13 protein-coding genes are annotated in these 14,979 nt (G+C 62.5%); 10 read left to right on the top strand and 3 right to left on the bottom strand.

Annotated elements, in window-relative coordinates:
- Positions 1 to 2: 2 nt before the first annotated feature.
- A complete protein-coding gene (locus tag HMI59_RS18435) occupies positions 3 to 743 on the top strand; it encodes a GAF and ANTAR domain-containing protein (RefSeq protein WP_193592136.1) in 741 nt (246 codons plus the stop codon).
- Here HMI59_RS18435 and HMI59_RS18430 read toward each other — a convergent pair.
- The gene (locus HMI59_RS18430) at positions 740 to 1,279 is read right to left on the bottom strand and encodes a hypothetical protein (RefSeq protein ID WP_193592135.1); all 540 of its coding nucleotides are present in this window, start codon (positions 1,277 to 1,279) and stop codon (positions 740 to 742) included. The two genes, HMI59_RS18435 and HMI59_RS18430, sit on opposite strands and share 4 nt — an antisense overlap.
- 267 nt (positions 1,280 to 1,546) lie before the next feature.
- Here HMI59_RS18430 and HMI59_RS18425 point away from each other — a divergent pair, with 267 nt between their 5' ends.
- Positions 1,547 to 2,830 carry an MFS transporter gene (locus HMI59_RS18425; protein ID WP_193592134.1) on the top strand — a complete coding sequence of 428 codons (1,284 nt, stop codon included), beginning with the start codon at positions 1,547 to 1,549 and terminating at the stop codon, positions 2,828 to 2,830.
- Positions 2,831 to 2,873: 43 nt separating this feature from the next.
- On the opposite strand, the gene HMI59_RS18420 is transcribed toward HMI59_RS18425, so the two are convergent.
- On the bottom strand, positions 2,874 to 3,701 hold the full coding sequence (locus HMI59_RS18420) for a helix-turn-helix transcriptional regulator (protein ID WP_193592133.1): 828 nt from the start codon (positions 3,699 to 3,701) through the stop codon (positions 2,874 to 2,876).
- Between the two features lie 86 nt (positions 3,702 to 3,787).
- On the opposite strand from HMI59_RS18420, the gene ilvD reads away from it, so the two are divergent.
- The 3 genes from ilvD (at position 3,788) to HMI59_RS18405 (ending at position 7,046) form a co-directional block, all read left to right on the top strand.
- A complete protein-coding gene (gene ilvD / locus HMI59_RS18415) occupies positions 3,788 to 5,650 on the top strand; it encodes a dihydroxy-acid dehydratase (protein WP_193592132.1) in 1,863 nt (620 codons plus the stop codon).
- A 122-nt stretch (positions 5,651 to 5,772) separates the two neighbouring features.
- Entirely contained in the window at positions 5,773 to 6,693 is a 921-nt protein-coding gene (locus HMI59_RS18410; RefSeq protein WP_193592131.1) for an NADP-dependent oxidoreductase, read from the top strand.
- A 119-nt stretch (positions 6,694 to 6,812) separates the two neighbouring features.
- Positions 6,813 to 7,046 (top strand): DUF6480 family protein, encoded by a 234-nt coding sequence (locus HMI59_RS18405; protein WP_193592130.1) that lies wholly within the window; start codon positions 6,813 to 6,815, stop codon positions 7,044 to 7,046.
- Between the two features lie 42 nt (positions 7,047 to 7,088).
- Here HMI59_RS18405 and HMI59_RS18400 read toward each other — a convergent pair whose 3' ends face one another.
- Positions 7,089 to 8,648 carry a glycoside hydrolase family 32 protein gene (locus tag HMI59_RS18400; RefSeq protein WP_193592129.1) on the bottom strand — a complete coding sequence of 520 codons (1,560 nt, stop codon included), beginning with the start codon at positions 8,646 to 8,648 and terminating at the stop codon, positions 7,089 to 7,091.
- 230 nt (positions 8,649 to 8,878) lie between these two features.
- Here HMI59_RS18400 and HMI59_RS18395 point away from each other — a divergent pair, with 230 nt between their 5' ends.
- The 5 genes from HMI59_RS18395 to HMI59_RS18375 are packed head-to-tail and all read left to right on the top strand — an operon-like array spanning position 8,879 to position 14,650.
- Entirely contained in the window at positions 8,879 to 10,324 is a 1,446-nt protein-coding gene (locus tag HMI59_RS18395; RefSeq protein WP_193592128.1) for a GH32 C-terminal domain-containing protein, read from the top strand.
- 38 nt (positions 10,325 to 10,362) lie between these two features.
- Entirely contained in the window at positions 10,363 to 11,700 is a 1,338-nt protein-coding gene (locus HMI59_RS18390) for an ABC transporter substrate-binding protein (protein ID WP_193592127.1), read from the top strand.
- A gap of 48 nt (positions 11,701 to 11,748) precedes the next feature.
- Entirely contained in the window at positions 11,749 to 12,630 is an 882-nt protein-coding gene (locus HMI59_RS18385) for a carbohydrate ABC transporter permease (RefSeq protein ID WP_193592126.1), read from the top strand.
- The gene (locus HMI59_RS18380) at positions 12,627 to 13,532 is read left to right on the top strand and encodes a carbohydrate ABC transporter permease (RefSeq protein ID WP_193592125.1); all 906 of its coding nucleotides are present in this window, start codon (positions 12,627 to 12,629) and stop codon (positions 13,530 to 13,532) included. Before HMI59_RS18385 ends, HMI59_RS18380 begins: the two co-directional genes overlap by 4 nt.
- Before the next feature lie 38 nt (positions 13,533 to 13,570).
- Positions 13,571 to 14,650 (top strand): LacI family DNA-binding transcriptional regulator, encoded by a 1,080-nt coding sequence (locus tag HMI59_RS18375; protein ID WP_193592124.1) that lies wholly within the window; start codon positions 13,571 to 13,573, stop codon positions 14,648 to 14,650.
- Positions 14,651 to 14,979 lie beyond the last annotated feature (329 nt).

Here is a 14,979-nt window from a genome sequence, read left to right as displayed (position 1 = left end):
CTGTGGAAACCGACGAGCAGAATGAAGATTTCCAACGCCTTCATCAGTTGATTGACGGCAAGGAAGACCTCAAGGGTTTCTTGAATGGAACCACCAAGTACGCTGCACGGGCCCTGACGCGGGCTACTGGTGTGCGGGTTGAGTGTGCGGTGACGCTGCACCGCCGGAAGCGGGCGGCAACAATTGCCGGCAGTAGTGATGATGCCATCCTGCTGGACGGGATTGAGCAGAGGCTCGACGACGGCCCGTGCATGGAGGCGCTCCGGACTGGAGTTCCCGTGGTAGTCAGCGATGCGGCCACCGAGGCGCGGTGGCCGGAGTACGCCCGCAACCTCACTCTCGCTGGTGCACGCAGTGCGCTTGGCGTCCCGATGGAACTGGGTGAGGATGCCTCTGCGGGGCTCAACTTCTTCTCTGACGTTGCCGGCCTCTTTACGGAGGGGGCCATCGAAGAAGCGGTGACTTTCGCCGACATGGCTAGCCAGGCCTTGAGGTTGGCGCTGCGTATAGCTACCGCGGATCTTTTGGCGAAGGATTTGAAGGCAGCCATGGAGCGCAGGACGGTCATCGACCTCGCAACGGGCATCGTCATGTCGCAGAACCGGTGCTCGCAGGAGGAAGCCTTTGCGATGATGCTGCGGGCGTCCCAAAACCGCAACCAGAAGCTTCACGATGTTGCCCGCGACATGCTTCGAAGTCTCGCGGGCAACACCGATGAAGCCAGGGCGCACTTTGACGACTAGTGCTGCACCAGTCCGGCGAGCACATTCTTAGGCCGCTGCATCTCGCCGTGCTTGGCACCTAGCACGATGACCCAGCCTGCAAAAGCTGGGATGGCCCACTGGAGCGCTTTCAACTGTTTCTGGGCTGCCTTCAGCTCATCTGATGCATCCGACCGCGGCTCGGTTGCGCCCCGGGCGCCCTCGTCGGCCAGCTTGTCAACCTTCTTGCCGAGGATGCCCGCGTAAAGGGTGACTGCGGCGCCGGCTACGGTGACCGCGGTCTTCAGGGCCGCGTCCCCCGCCACGCTGTCCTGCTTGGCGATCCGTCCCTTGTTTTCCCAGGCGATCGCGAGGTCGGACAACAGGTGTGCGGAGAAGGCCGCGGTCTGGATGGGCGCCCACTTCATCCAGCCCTTGCTGGAAAGGCGTGTCCGTTCGGCGGGATCGGTGGCCTCGGCGGCGGCGCCATTCAAGCCGATGGCTCCCATGAGGGATCCTCCGAACCATGCCGCTGCTGTCAGATCATGAATCGAGCGGGCCAAGAGATTTCCTGCCATGATGACCGTCCTTGCTTCATTGGGAAAGATTCGGGTGTGCCGATCAACAGCACGCCAACATAGTAAGCAGACTTAGTACTTTCTTTCCAGTCCCCGCGTCGATATCGGCGATGTAGTGAGCCGCGCCGGTGCCGTGAGATCCATCACTTTAGAGAATCACATAGCTAAGATATTTTGCACCAAGGCATATGTGCTGTTGCAGCTAAGGGATTACAGCTGTCGTGCCTTGCTTCTTCTTCGAAGCCCTCGAAACTCTAAGGATGTCCCATGGACACAATGAGCGAACACAAGATGCAGGATGAGGCCAAACCGAACTGGTGGGTACTTTGCCTAACATTTGCCGCTGTAGTGCTGGATGGATTCGACACTGTCGCACTAGGGGTGTCCATCCCATCCATGTCAAAGGAGTGGGGAGTTGAGCCCGCCCATTTCACCCCGGCCTTGGCATTAACCAGTGCCGGGGTGGCCTTGGGTTATATGGCGGTGGGGCGGCTGGTAGCAAAGCTGGGCACGCGGAATGTCATCTTTTACGTCGTTGCGCTCTTCACGATTGGCTCATTGCTGACGGCGTGGTCCGGTTCCGTAGTGGAGTTGACGATCCTTCGATTCGTGACGGGGCTGGGGTTGGGCGCGGTGCTGCCCGCGGCTGTCTCACATGCCACCTCCACCAATCCATCGCGTTTGCGTCAATCGGTTGCGGTGGTGGTGATGACGGGTATCTCGTTCGGGGCCCTGATCGCTGGACTCGGAGGAGGCATCCTCATTAGTGGGCCGGGGTGGGAATGGGTATTCATCCTCGGAGCCATTGCTTCGGGTGTACTCCTGCCGTTCCTGTGGATCGGACTATCGGGCCGACATGAGTCGATCACGCCCACAAATCATTCTGAGGCCAAGCATCACGCCGCAGTGTCCCGCCTATTCGACAAAGCTGTCCGCAGCAGAACGCTTCTGCTGTGGTCTTTCTCGTTCCTGATCTTCGCTGTTTACTACGTGTTCTCATCGTGGCTGCCCACCCTGCTCACCAACTACGGCTTTGGGCCGGGCATGGCCCCGTTGGGATCGGCGGCCTTGGGTGTAGGAAGCATTGTTGGCGCCGGTGTGCTGATCCTCGGATCCCGTCGCCGCCGGATGACTTCGGTCCTGGCTTGCACTTCAGCCGCAGCTGTCGTGTTCCTCGTAATTTCCGCATTCCTCGGTCCGGACAAAGCGCTGTTGCTGATTGTCTTCGGTGGCGTCGGGCTTGGGCTCCAGGCCGGCATGATCGGCCAGGCGGCTGTGGCAGTGACTCTTTACCCCCAGGCAACTGTGACTGCGGGGGTGGGGTGGGCAGCTTCCTTGGGGAGGCTCGGATCGGTGGTGGGCCCCATATTTGGCGGCATGCTGATCGGCCTTGGCGCAGGCACCGGCACCATTGTTTTCTCTGTTTGCATACCCGTGCTCGTGGCCCTGGTGCTGATGCTGGTCCTGGGGCGGATCACGGCTGGAAGGACTGCCGCCCTCGAAACGTCTCAGCTCAACAACGAACGCCTCACGGTCCCGCCTGGCAGGTAGTGGTTGCGCGGTCGGAAAGCGCTGTTCCCCCGCCCCGAGCAGATCAGATTCCCATCAGCCGCTGCATCTGCGCTCCTGCGTCGCTCCCCGGCGCCGGTGTGTAGACGACGATGTGCAGGTCAGGCCTGTCCGACGGCGAGACCTGGTGGTGCTCCATGTGCAGGACGCCAACGGCCGGGTGGTGAAACTGGCGCTCCCGGGATTCGAAGCCCAGGATGTCGTACCGGTCCCAGCTCTCTTGGAACTCCGGGCTGGCCTCCTTGAGCCGGCCCACCTGGTACGCGACATCCGGATCGCCCAGGCGTTGCCCCGTTTCAGCCCTGAATTCTGCCAGGAACCGCTTGCTGGTGACGTCCCAATCGGGGAGAAGATCGCGGATGAAGGGGTCGGTGAAGACCAGCCACAGCAGGTTCCGGTCCGAGGCGTCAAACGTGCCGATATTGGGATACAGCGCCTCGTACGCCGGATTCCAGCCGGCAATTCCCCAATCCGGGGACAAAGCGTAGGAGGGGTTGGGGTCCAAGGCGTCCAAAAGGCGCTGCACATGGGCGGGAGCGTCGGCCGCGACCGGCCCTTTAGGCAATGTAGATGAATAACCGCCTAGGGAAAGTACGTAGCTCAGCCCCGTGTCGGAGAGATGAAGGGCCCGGGCAATGGACTCAAGAACCTGCCGCGAGGGGCTGATGTCCCGGCCCTGCTCCAGCCACGTGTACCAAGTGACGCTGACGCCGGAGAGGAACGCGATCTCTTCCCGTCGAAGGCCGCGCTCGCGGGAACGCCCCACCGGCGGCAGGCCGTAGTCCGAACGAAGGGCTTGGTTGCGGCGGGTCCTGAGGAAGAGTCCCAGTTCCTTGCGTCTCTCATCTTTCACGAACTCAACACTATTACTCTGGTACTTTCACTACTAGTAGCATCACCGTCTTCCGCCGGTCCTGGAACAACAGCAGGATGGTAGACATGCCTGCACTTCGTTCAAAGACAGTTACCCATGGCCGCAACATGGCTGGAGCCCGCGCACTGCTGCGTGCCTCCGGCGTCGCCAACTCGGATATCGGAAAGCCGATCATCGCCGTGGCCAACTCCTTCACTGAGTTCGTTCCGGGTCACACCCACCTCGCCCCCGTGGGCCGCATCGTCTCCGATGCGATCCTCGCCGCCGGCGCAGTGCCCCGCGAATTCAACACCATCGCCGTGGACGACGGCATCGCGATGGGCCACTCGGGCATGCTCTACTCCCTGCCGTCCCGCGACCTGATCGCCGACTCCGTGGAGTACATGGTCAACGCGCACTGCGCCGACGCCCTGGTCTGTATCTCCAACTGCGACAAGATCACCCCGGGGATGCTCATGGCCGCATTGCGCCTGAACATCCCTGTTGTCTTCGTTTCCGGTGGCCCCATGGAGGCCGGCCGCGTGACCCTGACCGACGGTTCCGTGCGCTCCCTGGACCTGGTGAACGCCATTGCCGACGCCGTTGATGAGTCCATCTCCGATGAAGACATCAACCTCATCGAGGAAAACGCCTGCCCGACGTGCGGCTCCTGCTCCGGCATGTTCACCGCCAACTCCATGAACTGCCTCGCCGAGGCAATCGGCCTTGCCCTGCCCGGCAACGGCTCCGTGCTCGCCACCCACACGGCCCGCAAAGCCCTTTACGAGAAGGCCGGCGCCACGATCGTCGAGCTCGTGAAGCGCTATTACGACGGCGACGACGACTCTGTACTGCCGCGCAATATCGCCACCGCCGAGGCTTTTGACAACGCCATGGCGCTGGATATCTCCATGGGCGGCTCCACCAACACCATCCTCCACCTGCTGGCCGCAGCCCAGGAAGCGGGCGTGAACTACGGCCTGGCCGAGATGGATGCCAAGTCCCGCCAGGTGCCTTGCCTGGCCAAGGTGGCCCCGAACGTTGCCGGGAACAAGACCTATTACATGGAAGACGTCCACCGGGCCGGCGGCATCCCCGCCCTGCTGGGTGAGCTGAACCGCGGCGGTCTCCTGCACAAGAACGTGCACTCCGTACACTCCGCGGACCTGGATGGCTGGCTGGATGACTGGGACATCCGCGGCAGCAAGGCCACCGAGGAGGCAAAGGCGCTGTGGCACGCGGCGCCCGGTGGCGTACGCTCCTCCACGGCGTTCTCGCAGTCGAACGAATGGACCTCCCTGGACACTGACGCCGAGGGTGGCTGCATCCGCTCGGTGGAACACGCCTACTCCAAGGACGGCGGTCTGGCTGTGCTGCGCGGCAACATTGCCGTGGACGGCGCCGTCGTGAAGACCGCCGGCGTGGACGAGTCCATCTGGAAGTTCGAAGGACCGGCAATTGTCTGCGAGTCCCAGGACGAAGCAGTGGAGATGATCCTGAACAAGACGGTCAAGGAAGGCGACGTGGTGGTCATCCGCTACGAAGGCCCCCGCGGCGGTCCGGGCATGCAGGAAATGCTGTACCCGACGTCGTTCCTCAAGGGCCGTGGCCTCGGCAAGAAGTGCGCCCTCATCACCGACGGCCGTTTCTCGGGCGGCACGTCCGGGCTGTCGATCGGCCACATCTCCCCGGAAGCCGCTTCCGGCGGCGACATCGCCTTGGTCGAGTACGGTGACATCATCAGCATCGATATCACGCAGCGCTCTTTGCAGCTGCAGGTGTCCGAGGAGATCCTCGCCGAACGCCGTGAAAAGCTGCTGGTTAACGGAGGCTTCAAGCCCAAGAACCGGGACCGCCAGGTATCTCCGGCCCTGCGTGCCTACGCCGCGATGGCTCTGTCCGCGGACAAGGGCGCAGTGCGCGACGTCTCGCTGGTGGAAAACCTCTAGCGGTACTGCTTACCAGTAATGCACGACGGCGGCGGGCCGCCCGGGCTTCGAACGGAGCCTGGGCGGCCCGCCGCTGTGTGGGTCAAGGAATAGTGCAGGCGCCCCACCCGTTGGCCCTAACCATGAAGGCAATCACCTACAGCAAGTACGGAAATCCGGATGTCCTCGAGCTGACAGAACAGCCGCAGCCGAAGGTCGGGCCGGGCATGGTCCTGGTCAAGGTCAAGGCAGCCTCGGTCAACCCTGTGGACTGGAAGATCATGGCCGGTTACCTGGACGGCGTGATGGACCTCCAGTTCCCGGCGATTCCCGGTTGGGACGTGGCAGGCGTCGTCGAATCGGTGGGCATCGATTCGCGGCAGTTCGCACCCGGCGATGAAGTGATCGCCTACGGCCGGAAGGATTTCGTCCACGGGGGAAGCTTCGCCGAGTACATTGCCCTGCCGGAGCGGCTCTTGGCCCGCAAGCCGAAGTCCCTGGACTGGAACGAGTCGGCGGGGCTTCCGCTGGCCGGGTTGACGGCGTTCCAAGTGTTGAAGCGCTTGGAAGTGAAGCCCGGGGAGACCGTCCTGATCCATGGAGGGTCCGGCGGTGTGGGGTCCTTGGGGATCCAGATCGCTGCGTCCTGGGGTGCGAAGGTCATCGCTACGGCCTCGGAGAAGAACCATGAGTTCCTGCGGTCCTTGGGCGCCGAACCGGTTGCCTATGGTGAAGGACTTGCCGGGCGGGTCCGGGCGCTGAGTCCGGACGGGGTGGATGTAGTTGCTGATTTCGCGGGCGGAAACCTGGAAGCGACTCTGCAGGTATTGTCCGACGGCGGACGTCACGCCTCGATCGCGGACAGCGACGTTGAGGAGCACGGCGGCACGTGGATGTGGGTAAGCCCTGTGGCTGCGGATCTGCAGGAACTGGCGGACTTGGTTGATGACAAGAAGTTCCGCGTCGAGGTGGCCAAGGTTTTCCCCTTGGCAGAGGCCGCGGATGCTTTCAGGCTCAACATGGAGGGGCACACCCGCGGCAAGATCGTGCTTTCCGTGGACTGATAGCTTGCCGTGGACTGATAGCGGACGATTCGGGCCAGTCCCGGTGTTTTGACTGCTGCAGGGCTGGGTACGGCACAACATAAGCCGTCCCCAGCCCAAGCTGCAGCAAGGGAGAACCAATGTCAGGCACCAACCCGGACCCGTACGAAGAGAACATCACAGGCCTTGAGCCCGGAGGGGGAGTACCTCCGGGCGAAACCCCGCCCGGGGAAGCATCCACCGCCGGGCCGCAGGGGCACGAAGAGCACGGAACCAGGAAGTCCACCCAGGTCTTCTGGATTGCCGTGATCGGCGTCGTTGTCTTATTGTCCTTGCTCTACTTCATTGGCTACATCGTGGGATTTTTCGACTGATTGATTGACTGACTGGAGGACGGGTCAACATATCGCCCGAGCTCAGATCGGATTCCCGAACTCCCGGATGGTGATGCCCGAGAACGTCGCCGGACCGCCGTCAGCATAGAAGGAAATGCCTGTGTCGCCGTCGTCGAAATGGACTTGCTGCGACAAGACCGTGTGGCCGGCGTTGACGAACACCTCCACGCTTTGGGTGTCCACGAAGATGCGCAGATGCACTGACTTCGCGTTCGCATCGATCGGCGCGGCGGCCCGGGTGTAGGGCACCAGCGAATAGCTGGCCAGGTCCGACGACGCCCTGTCCACATACAGCTCGCCGCCGTACTTGCCGATGTTGGTGTGCCGGGATCCGTCGGCGGCCCGCCCTACGGACACTCCGACGTTTGCGGCGGTATCCCACGCAATGTCCAGCTCCAGTTCGTAGGCACGCCCGTTCCACGGCACCACGAAGCTGCCGTTGACGGTTTGGTCCGGAATGCTCGTGGTGCCAGTGACGTAGCCGCTTAGCGTAGAGACGGGATTGCTAAGGAGCGAATACCAGCCTCCGCCCTGGCGCTCCAAAGTAAGCTCCCGGGTGATGGAGTTCTGGCCGTTATAGCCGTCAGTGGCATCCGTGGGAACATCGCGTGCGGCATACTTCCAGTTGTTCATCCACGCCGTGGCGAACCGTTTGGTTTCCGGCGCCTCCACCGAAGGCCAGGTCACAGCCGCATACCAGTCCCAGCCCCAGTCCAGCCACTGGGGCGTCACGTCGTCCGCCAGGAAATTCGTTCCGTTCCAGCTGCCTGTCCAATACGCATAGGTCATGGGCAATCCGATGCTGTAGGCGTCCATACTGGCCGCGAAAATCCAGTGCCGGGTGCCGTCGTCGGCGGTCATTTCGAAGAGATCCGGACATTCGATGCCCCCAAGCGCGTGGTTCGGGTAGTCGAAGTTGGACCTCCATTGCCAGTCACGGAGATTCGCCGAGGTGTAGAACGCCGCGTACCGGGCCCGGCCAATGACGCACACCCACTCCCCGCGCGCGGCATCCCAATGAATCTTGGGATCACGGAACCACTCGGCGTTTTCAATTTCCGCCGCAGTGACGGCCGTCCGGCCGTCGGTGTTGACGATCACGGGATCTTGTAGGGGAGTGAACGTGTATCCGCCGTCCACGGACCAGTAGAGGTACTGCTCTTGATACTTGCGGATGCCGTCGGTCGGTTTGGTGGCCAGTACGACGACGGCCCCCGCACCAAAGCCCGCAGTGTTGGCGGAGTCGATTACGGCCGAACCGGACCACACGGGAAAATCCGGTGCCAGCGGGAGCACGGTGCCGTGGTGCGAGAACGCGACACCGTCCAGGGTGGTCGCGTGGTCCCAACCACCCTGGCCATTGTTGATGTTCGAGTGCAGGTAGTAGAGCTGGTAGGCGCCATTGGTATGAACCGGTCGCTGCGGATCACACAGCCATCCTGAGGGCGGTGTCATGTGATATACGGCGCGCAGCGAGGGTGTTGCGTGCGCGGCTCCAGCGGGAGTGCCGGACATAAAGAGCGCCAAAGCGCCGGCACCGGTTCCTTGCAGGACTGCCCGTCGTGAGAATTCGAAGGTCATTGACGTGGTTCCTCTCAAGCATTCATTGGTTGAGACCGCGATGGCTGCGAAACACGGCAGCGAGAAGCGTAGGGACGCGGCGGATGCAAGGGACACTAACGGCAACCGTGATGGCTGGTCAAGCGTTTTAGCTCATTTCCAGTTTCCTTGCTAAAACGCTTGACCAGAAGCACGCACCAGCGCTACCTTCATCGTGATCAAACGCTTTAGCAGAATGTAGGTCAGCGCAGATGAAACGCTCAGTGTTCTTCCAGCCCGACGATGCCTGGGTGGGGGACCTCATCCCTTTCGAGAAAGACGGAGAGTTCTGGCTCTTCTACCTTCACGAGGAACGGGTAATTCCCAAACCAGGTACGTCCTGGCACCTGGTCACCACCAAGGACCTCACCCAGTTCGAGTATCACGGTGCCGCGCTGCAGCACGGCAGCGAACAAGAACCGGACTTCAACGCCTACACGGGCAGTGTGGTGGTTGACGACGACGGCACCCATCACCTCTTCTACACCGGCCAGAACCCGTGCCGGCTGGGCCCGGACGGGACGCCGCTCCAGTTGGTCATGCGCGCAACCAGCAGCGACGGGATGCGCACTTGGACCAAACAGCCGGAGGATACCTTCGGCGCCCCGGAAGGTTATGAATCAGGCGATTGGCGCGACCCCTTTGTCTTCCGGGACGAGTCCAATCCGGCACAACCCGTGTGGCGCATGCTGATCGCAGCCCGGCACGCAACCGGTCCGGACCGGCGTCGTGGAGTCATTGCCCAATGCGTTTCCACCGATCTGGTGACTTGGGAGTACACCGATCCGTTCTGGGATCCCCGACGCTACATCACCCACGAATGCCCGGACGTCTTCCAATGGGGTGACTGGTGGTACCTGGTGTACTCAGAGTTCTCGGAGTCCTTCACTACCCGTTACCGCATGGCCAAGAGCCCGGACGGTCCTTGGGAAGTTCCAGCCCTGGACAGCATCGATGGCCGTGCGTTCTATGCCTCCAAGAGTGCTTTCCGCGACGGCCGCCGCTTCTTCTTCGGATGGATCGCCAGCAAGGAAGGCAACACAGACGACGGTCCTTGGCAGTGGGCGGGCACCATGTCCGTCCTGGAAGCCCGCCAAAACCCGGACGGGACGCTCGGCTTAGGTTTCGCCGACGAACTGGTGGACAGCTTCTGGGAAGAAATTCCCGTATCGCTGACCGCGGCTCTACCGGCCGAACTGAACGTGCCGGACAGCTACTCCGCGATCATCTCCGCGGAGGACCTGCCCTCGCGGTTCTATGCGAGAGCAGTACTGGACATCGCCCCCAACACCACCGAATGCGGGTTCCTGCTGCGTTCCAGCGACGACGGCGACCAGTCCTACGTCGTCCGGCTGGAGCCCCGGCGCGGACGCCTCGTCTTCGACCGCTGGCCGCGCGAGGTGACCGGCGACGCGCAGTGGCACGTCTCCGGAGACGTCCCTTACGACGTCGAACTGGAACGGCCCTGCGTCCTCGCCCCGGGCGAGCACACGCTCGAGGTGATGGTCGACGGCGACCTGTGCGTCGCCGTCGTCGATCGCCAGGTTGCGCTGAGCGCAAGGATCTATGACCGCCCCAGCGGGCGCATCGGAATTTTTGCCGGTGAAGGTTCCGCCACAGTCGTCGAACTCGACGTCCGTCAATGCACTGACAACTGAACATCCCCAACCCCAACCCAATCAAGGGAGATTGCCCCATGAAGAAGCTATTCCGACTTGCTGCAGTCGCGGCTGCCGCAGCCCTGGCGCTGACGGCCTGTGGTGGCGGTGGAAACGCCGGCAACCCTGCCGATGTGAGCCCGACAGGTGAAATCAAGCCCCGCGAGATCTCCTGGCTGCTGTCGCGCCCGGCGGATGGCGCCGTCATCAACATCATGAAGAAACTGGCCGATGACTACGCCAAGGACCACCCGGGGTTCTCGCTGAACCTCATCACCACCCCGGACCGCCCGTCCTACATCCAAAAACTCGAGACCCTGGCGGCAGCCAACAAGCTTCCGGAACTGTTCGACACCGATGCCACCCCGTTCGCGCAGCAGTTGGCCAAGCAGGGCAAGATGCTGGACGCTGACAAGCTGCTCAGATCCCTGGACCTCTACGACGATTACCGTCCTGGAGCTTTGGACTACCAACGCTTCGACGACGGTTCGCTGTACATGATTCCGTTCCAGTTCGAGCTTGAATTCATCTGGTACAACAAGGCCCTGCTGGAGAAAGCAGGAGTCTCCGTGCCGAAGTCGCTCGACGACATCCCGGCCATGTGCACGGCCCTGCGGAACGCCGGCATTACGCCGATCGCGATTGACGGGCAGGATCAGTGGCCGCTGGAGAGGTACGTTGCCTACCAGCCTTTCCGGGAAGCCGGCCCCGACTTCGTGCAGCAACTCAAGAAGGGCGAAGCCAAGTTCAGCGATCCCGCCGGGCAGAAGACCGTGAACTGGATGGCTGCACTCGGCAAGGCGAAGTGCTTCCAGGAGGGCTTCTCGGCGCAGGGCTACTCCGACGCGCAGAACCAGTTCACGTCCGGGCAGGCGGCCATGTACAACATCGGCACGTGGGAGCTTCCCAGCCTGGCAACCGACAAACTGAACCCCGCCGTGCGCAGCGACATCGACTTCTTCACGCTGCCCACCACCGCTAATTCCGTGACGGCGGCCAATGAGTATGTTTCCCCTTCCGGCATCGGCATGGCCGTGAACTCCAAGACCTACGATCCGCTGGTCAGCGACTTCCTCAAGTTCGCGTTGCAGAAGTACCCCACCGAATACGCGGCAACCGGTGCGCTGTCTCCCACAACCAACGTGCAAACCACCGTCCCTGCCAATGCCACACCGTTGTACAAGAAGGCCTTGGACGCCGCCAATGACCTGGGCTCGAAGCAAGCCATGCCCTGGGACACCCAGCTGGACCCAACCACCAACGGAAGGCTCCAGCAGGAACTCGTCCTCCTGGTGCAGGGCAACATCACGCCCGAGCAGTTCACCACCACCATGGACCAGACCATCGCGCAGAACGCACCAAAGTTCTTCAAATAGATCCCAGCGGCGGGGGACCGGCCGGTTCCCCGCCCGAAAGGCCACACCATGCTTCCCAACAGGTCCAAGACCTCAGTCCTGGTCTTCCTGCTTCCGCCGTTGCTTCTCTACGGCGCGGCAGTGCTCTTCCCGATCCTCCAGTCCCTGTTCCTGAGCTTCTTCTCCTGGAACGGCATCAGCGACATGGAGTTCGTGGGTCTCGAAAACTACATCCGGATGCTGACGGCGGACGACATTTTCTGGCGGTCCTTCGGGAACGCATTGATTTACCTGGCCATCTGCCTGGTGCTCCAGCTCGGCGGAGCGCTGGTAGTGGCGAGCCTGCTGCTGTCACTGACGCGGGGCAGGGAACTCATCAAGACCCTCTACCTTCTCCCGGCCGTCATCTCCACCGTGGCCATCGCTTTCCTCTTTGTCCGTATCTACTCGATCGATCCGATCGGCCTGCTTAATCAGCTGTTGCACTGGATCGGGCTGGGCAGCCTGGAAAAGGCATGGTTGTCCGACGTGAACACCGTCCTGGCCGCAGTTTCTGCACCGGAAGGGTGGCGGTTCACGGGCCTCTACATGCTGATCATCTACGCGGCCTTGATTGCCGTCCCCAAGGAGCTTGAGGAAGCCGCGGTCCTGGACGGGGCCTCGCGGTGGACGCTCTTCACCAAGATCCGCTTCCCGTACATCCGTCCGGTGTGGATCACCACCACCATCATGGCCACCACCTACGGGCTGCGCGGCTTCGACATTCCCTACCTCATGACCAACGGCGGTCCCGGCCAATCGTCCGAGCTGCTGACCACCTACATGTACAAGACCGCCTTCACCAGTACCGACTTCGGCTACGCCAGCACCATCTCGGTGTTCATCGTGATCGAGTGCCTGGTGGCCGTCGGCCTCATTCTGTTCATGCTCAAGCGGAAGGCTGACTCATGATCGCCCAGACAGCACCTGCCTCCCGACCGACGGCCACCAAGCCGCCGTCGCCGGTTCCAACACGACGGCGGCGCAAGCCGAACCTGTACCGGACGCTCTCCCGGGTGCTGATCATGCTGATCGTGATCGTCCAGGTCTACCCACTGGCCTGGCTGTTCCTTACCAGTTTGCGGACCGAGCACGACTTCGCGACGGGCGATCCGTTCGCCTTGCCGGGCGCACTGACCTGGGACAACTATGCCCGGGCGTTCCAGACCGGGGACCTTGGCAGGAACATCCTCAACAGCTTCATCGTGACCATGGGCGCCAACGTGCTGATCGTCCTCTTCGGCATGATGGCCGCCTATGCCATCCAGGTCCTCGGATTCAGGTTCAGCAGGTTCGTCCGCGGCCTGTTCCTGATCGGCATCATCGTCCCGGTACAGATCGCTTTGGTTCCGTTGTTCATTGATTACTCAGCGGTGAACCTGCTGGATACGTACCAGTCGATGGTTATTCCGCTGGCCGGGTTTGCCCTGCCGATGTCCATTTACCTGTTTTCCTCCTTCTTCGAATACATCCCGCGCGAAACCTATGAGGCTGCGTCCCTGGATGGCGCCGGGCCGTACCGGATCTTCGGCCTCATCACGTTGCCGCTGTCCTTGAACACGGTGGTTACGGTGGTGCTGGTCAACAGCATCTTCATTTGGAACGACTTCATCTTCGCCAACACGTTCGTCCTCTCCGAAGAGCTGAAGACCATCCCGCTCGGTCTGCAGAACTACATCGGCGCCATGGGCAAGGTGGACTGGACCGCCACCTTCGCCGCTGTCTGCGTCACCATCACCCCGTTGCTCCTGGTGTTCCTCGTCCTGAACAAAGCCATGATCCAAGGCTTGGAGAGCGGGGCGAACAAGGGATGACGCCTGCAACGCATGGATATACTCCTGATGGAGGGCAGATGATTTCGCAGGAGAAAGATCCAGGCACGCCGGCAACCCCCGACGCTCCTGTCGGAACCAGCCGCGCACATCCGGTGACCCTCCGCGAAGTAGCAGAAGCTGCAGGCGTTTCCACCGCCACGGTCTCCCTGGTCATCAACAAAAAGAAGAACGCCCGCATCGCGGAGGAAACCCGGGAACGCGTCAAAACGGCCATCCGCACCCTTGGTTACCGCCCCAACGCCATGGCCAAGACCCTGGTGAGCGGAACCTCGAAGTTCATCGGACTGGTGGCCGATGGTGTCGCCACCACGCCCTTCGCCGGACAAATCATCCACGGAGCACAGGACGAGGCCTGGAAACACGGTTACGCCCTGTTGATCGCCAACACCGAGGGCAACCTCGACCTCGAGAACGACGCCATCAACATGATGCTGGAGTACAAGGTCCGCGGCATCCTGTACTCCACCTGGTTCCACCGGACCACCGACATTCCGGAGACGCTCCGCGAGGCAGACTTCGTGCTGGTCAACTGCTTCTCGCCCATGCCCGGTGCGGCACGGGCAGTGGTGCCTGACGAAGCCCAGGGCGGACAATCGGCCACCGAAATCCTCATCCGTGGTGGCCACCGGCGCATCGCCTTCATCAACGCCACCACTCCGGCCCCGGCCAGGGACGGGCGGTTGGAGGGCTACCGGGCTGCGTTGGACGCGGCCGGAATCGCGTTCGATCCTGACCTGGTCCTTGAGGCGTACCCGGACCAGGAAGGCGGCTACGGCGCCACGGCGGAACTGCTGAAACGCGGCGTCACTGCCGTCTACTGCTACAACGACCGCATGGCCATGGGTCTCTACGACGGCCTCCGGGAGCAGGGACTGTCCATTCCGGACGACATCGCCGTAGTGGGCTTCGACAACCAGGAAGTCATCGCCGCCCACCTCCGGCCACCGCTCTCCACCGTATCCTTGCCGCATTATGAACTCGGCGCGGCGGGCGTGCGGCTCCTGCTCGGCCTGGATGAAGCGCCGGTGGACTCAGCCCTCAAAATCGAATGCCCCGCCATCGAACGCGCCTCGGTGGCCGTGCCGTCGAAGGCTTAGTCCCGCCAGCCACAGGTTCGCAACGCACGACGGCGGCTGGTCACCCAAGGTGACCAGCCGCCGTCGCGCTTCACTTCAGTTTCACTGCCGCCTTCCTACGTCACCGGCGGTTCCCCGAACGTGGGATCCGGATGGGGCGGGGGAGCAGCCGGTCCGGGATCCGGAATGGGCAGGGGGCCTGGCTCCGGACCCGGGTCCGGCATGGGTGGAGGGAACGGCTGCGTCGGGTCCGGCGGCGGCTGTCCCGGGCCGGGCTCCGACGGGGGCTGGGTGGGCCCGGGCTCGGGCGGGAACGGATCGGGTTCATGCTGTGGAGGAAGGGTCATCAT

Origin of the sequence: Paenarthrobacter sp. YJN-5, from assembly GCF_015040095.1 — a bacterium.
In the GTDB taxonomy this organism is placed as follows: Bacteria; Actinomycetota; Actinomycetes; order Actinomycetales; family Micrococcaceae; genus Arthrobacter; species Arthrobacter ureafaciens.
This window is presented reverse-complemented; position numbering and strand designations above follow the sequence as displayed.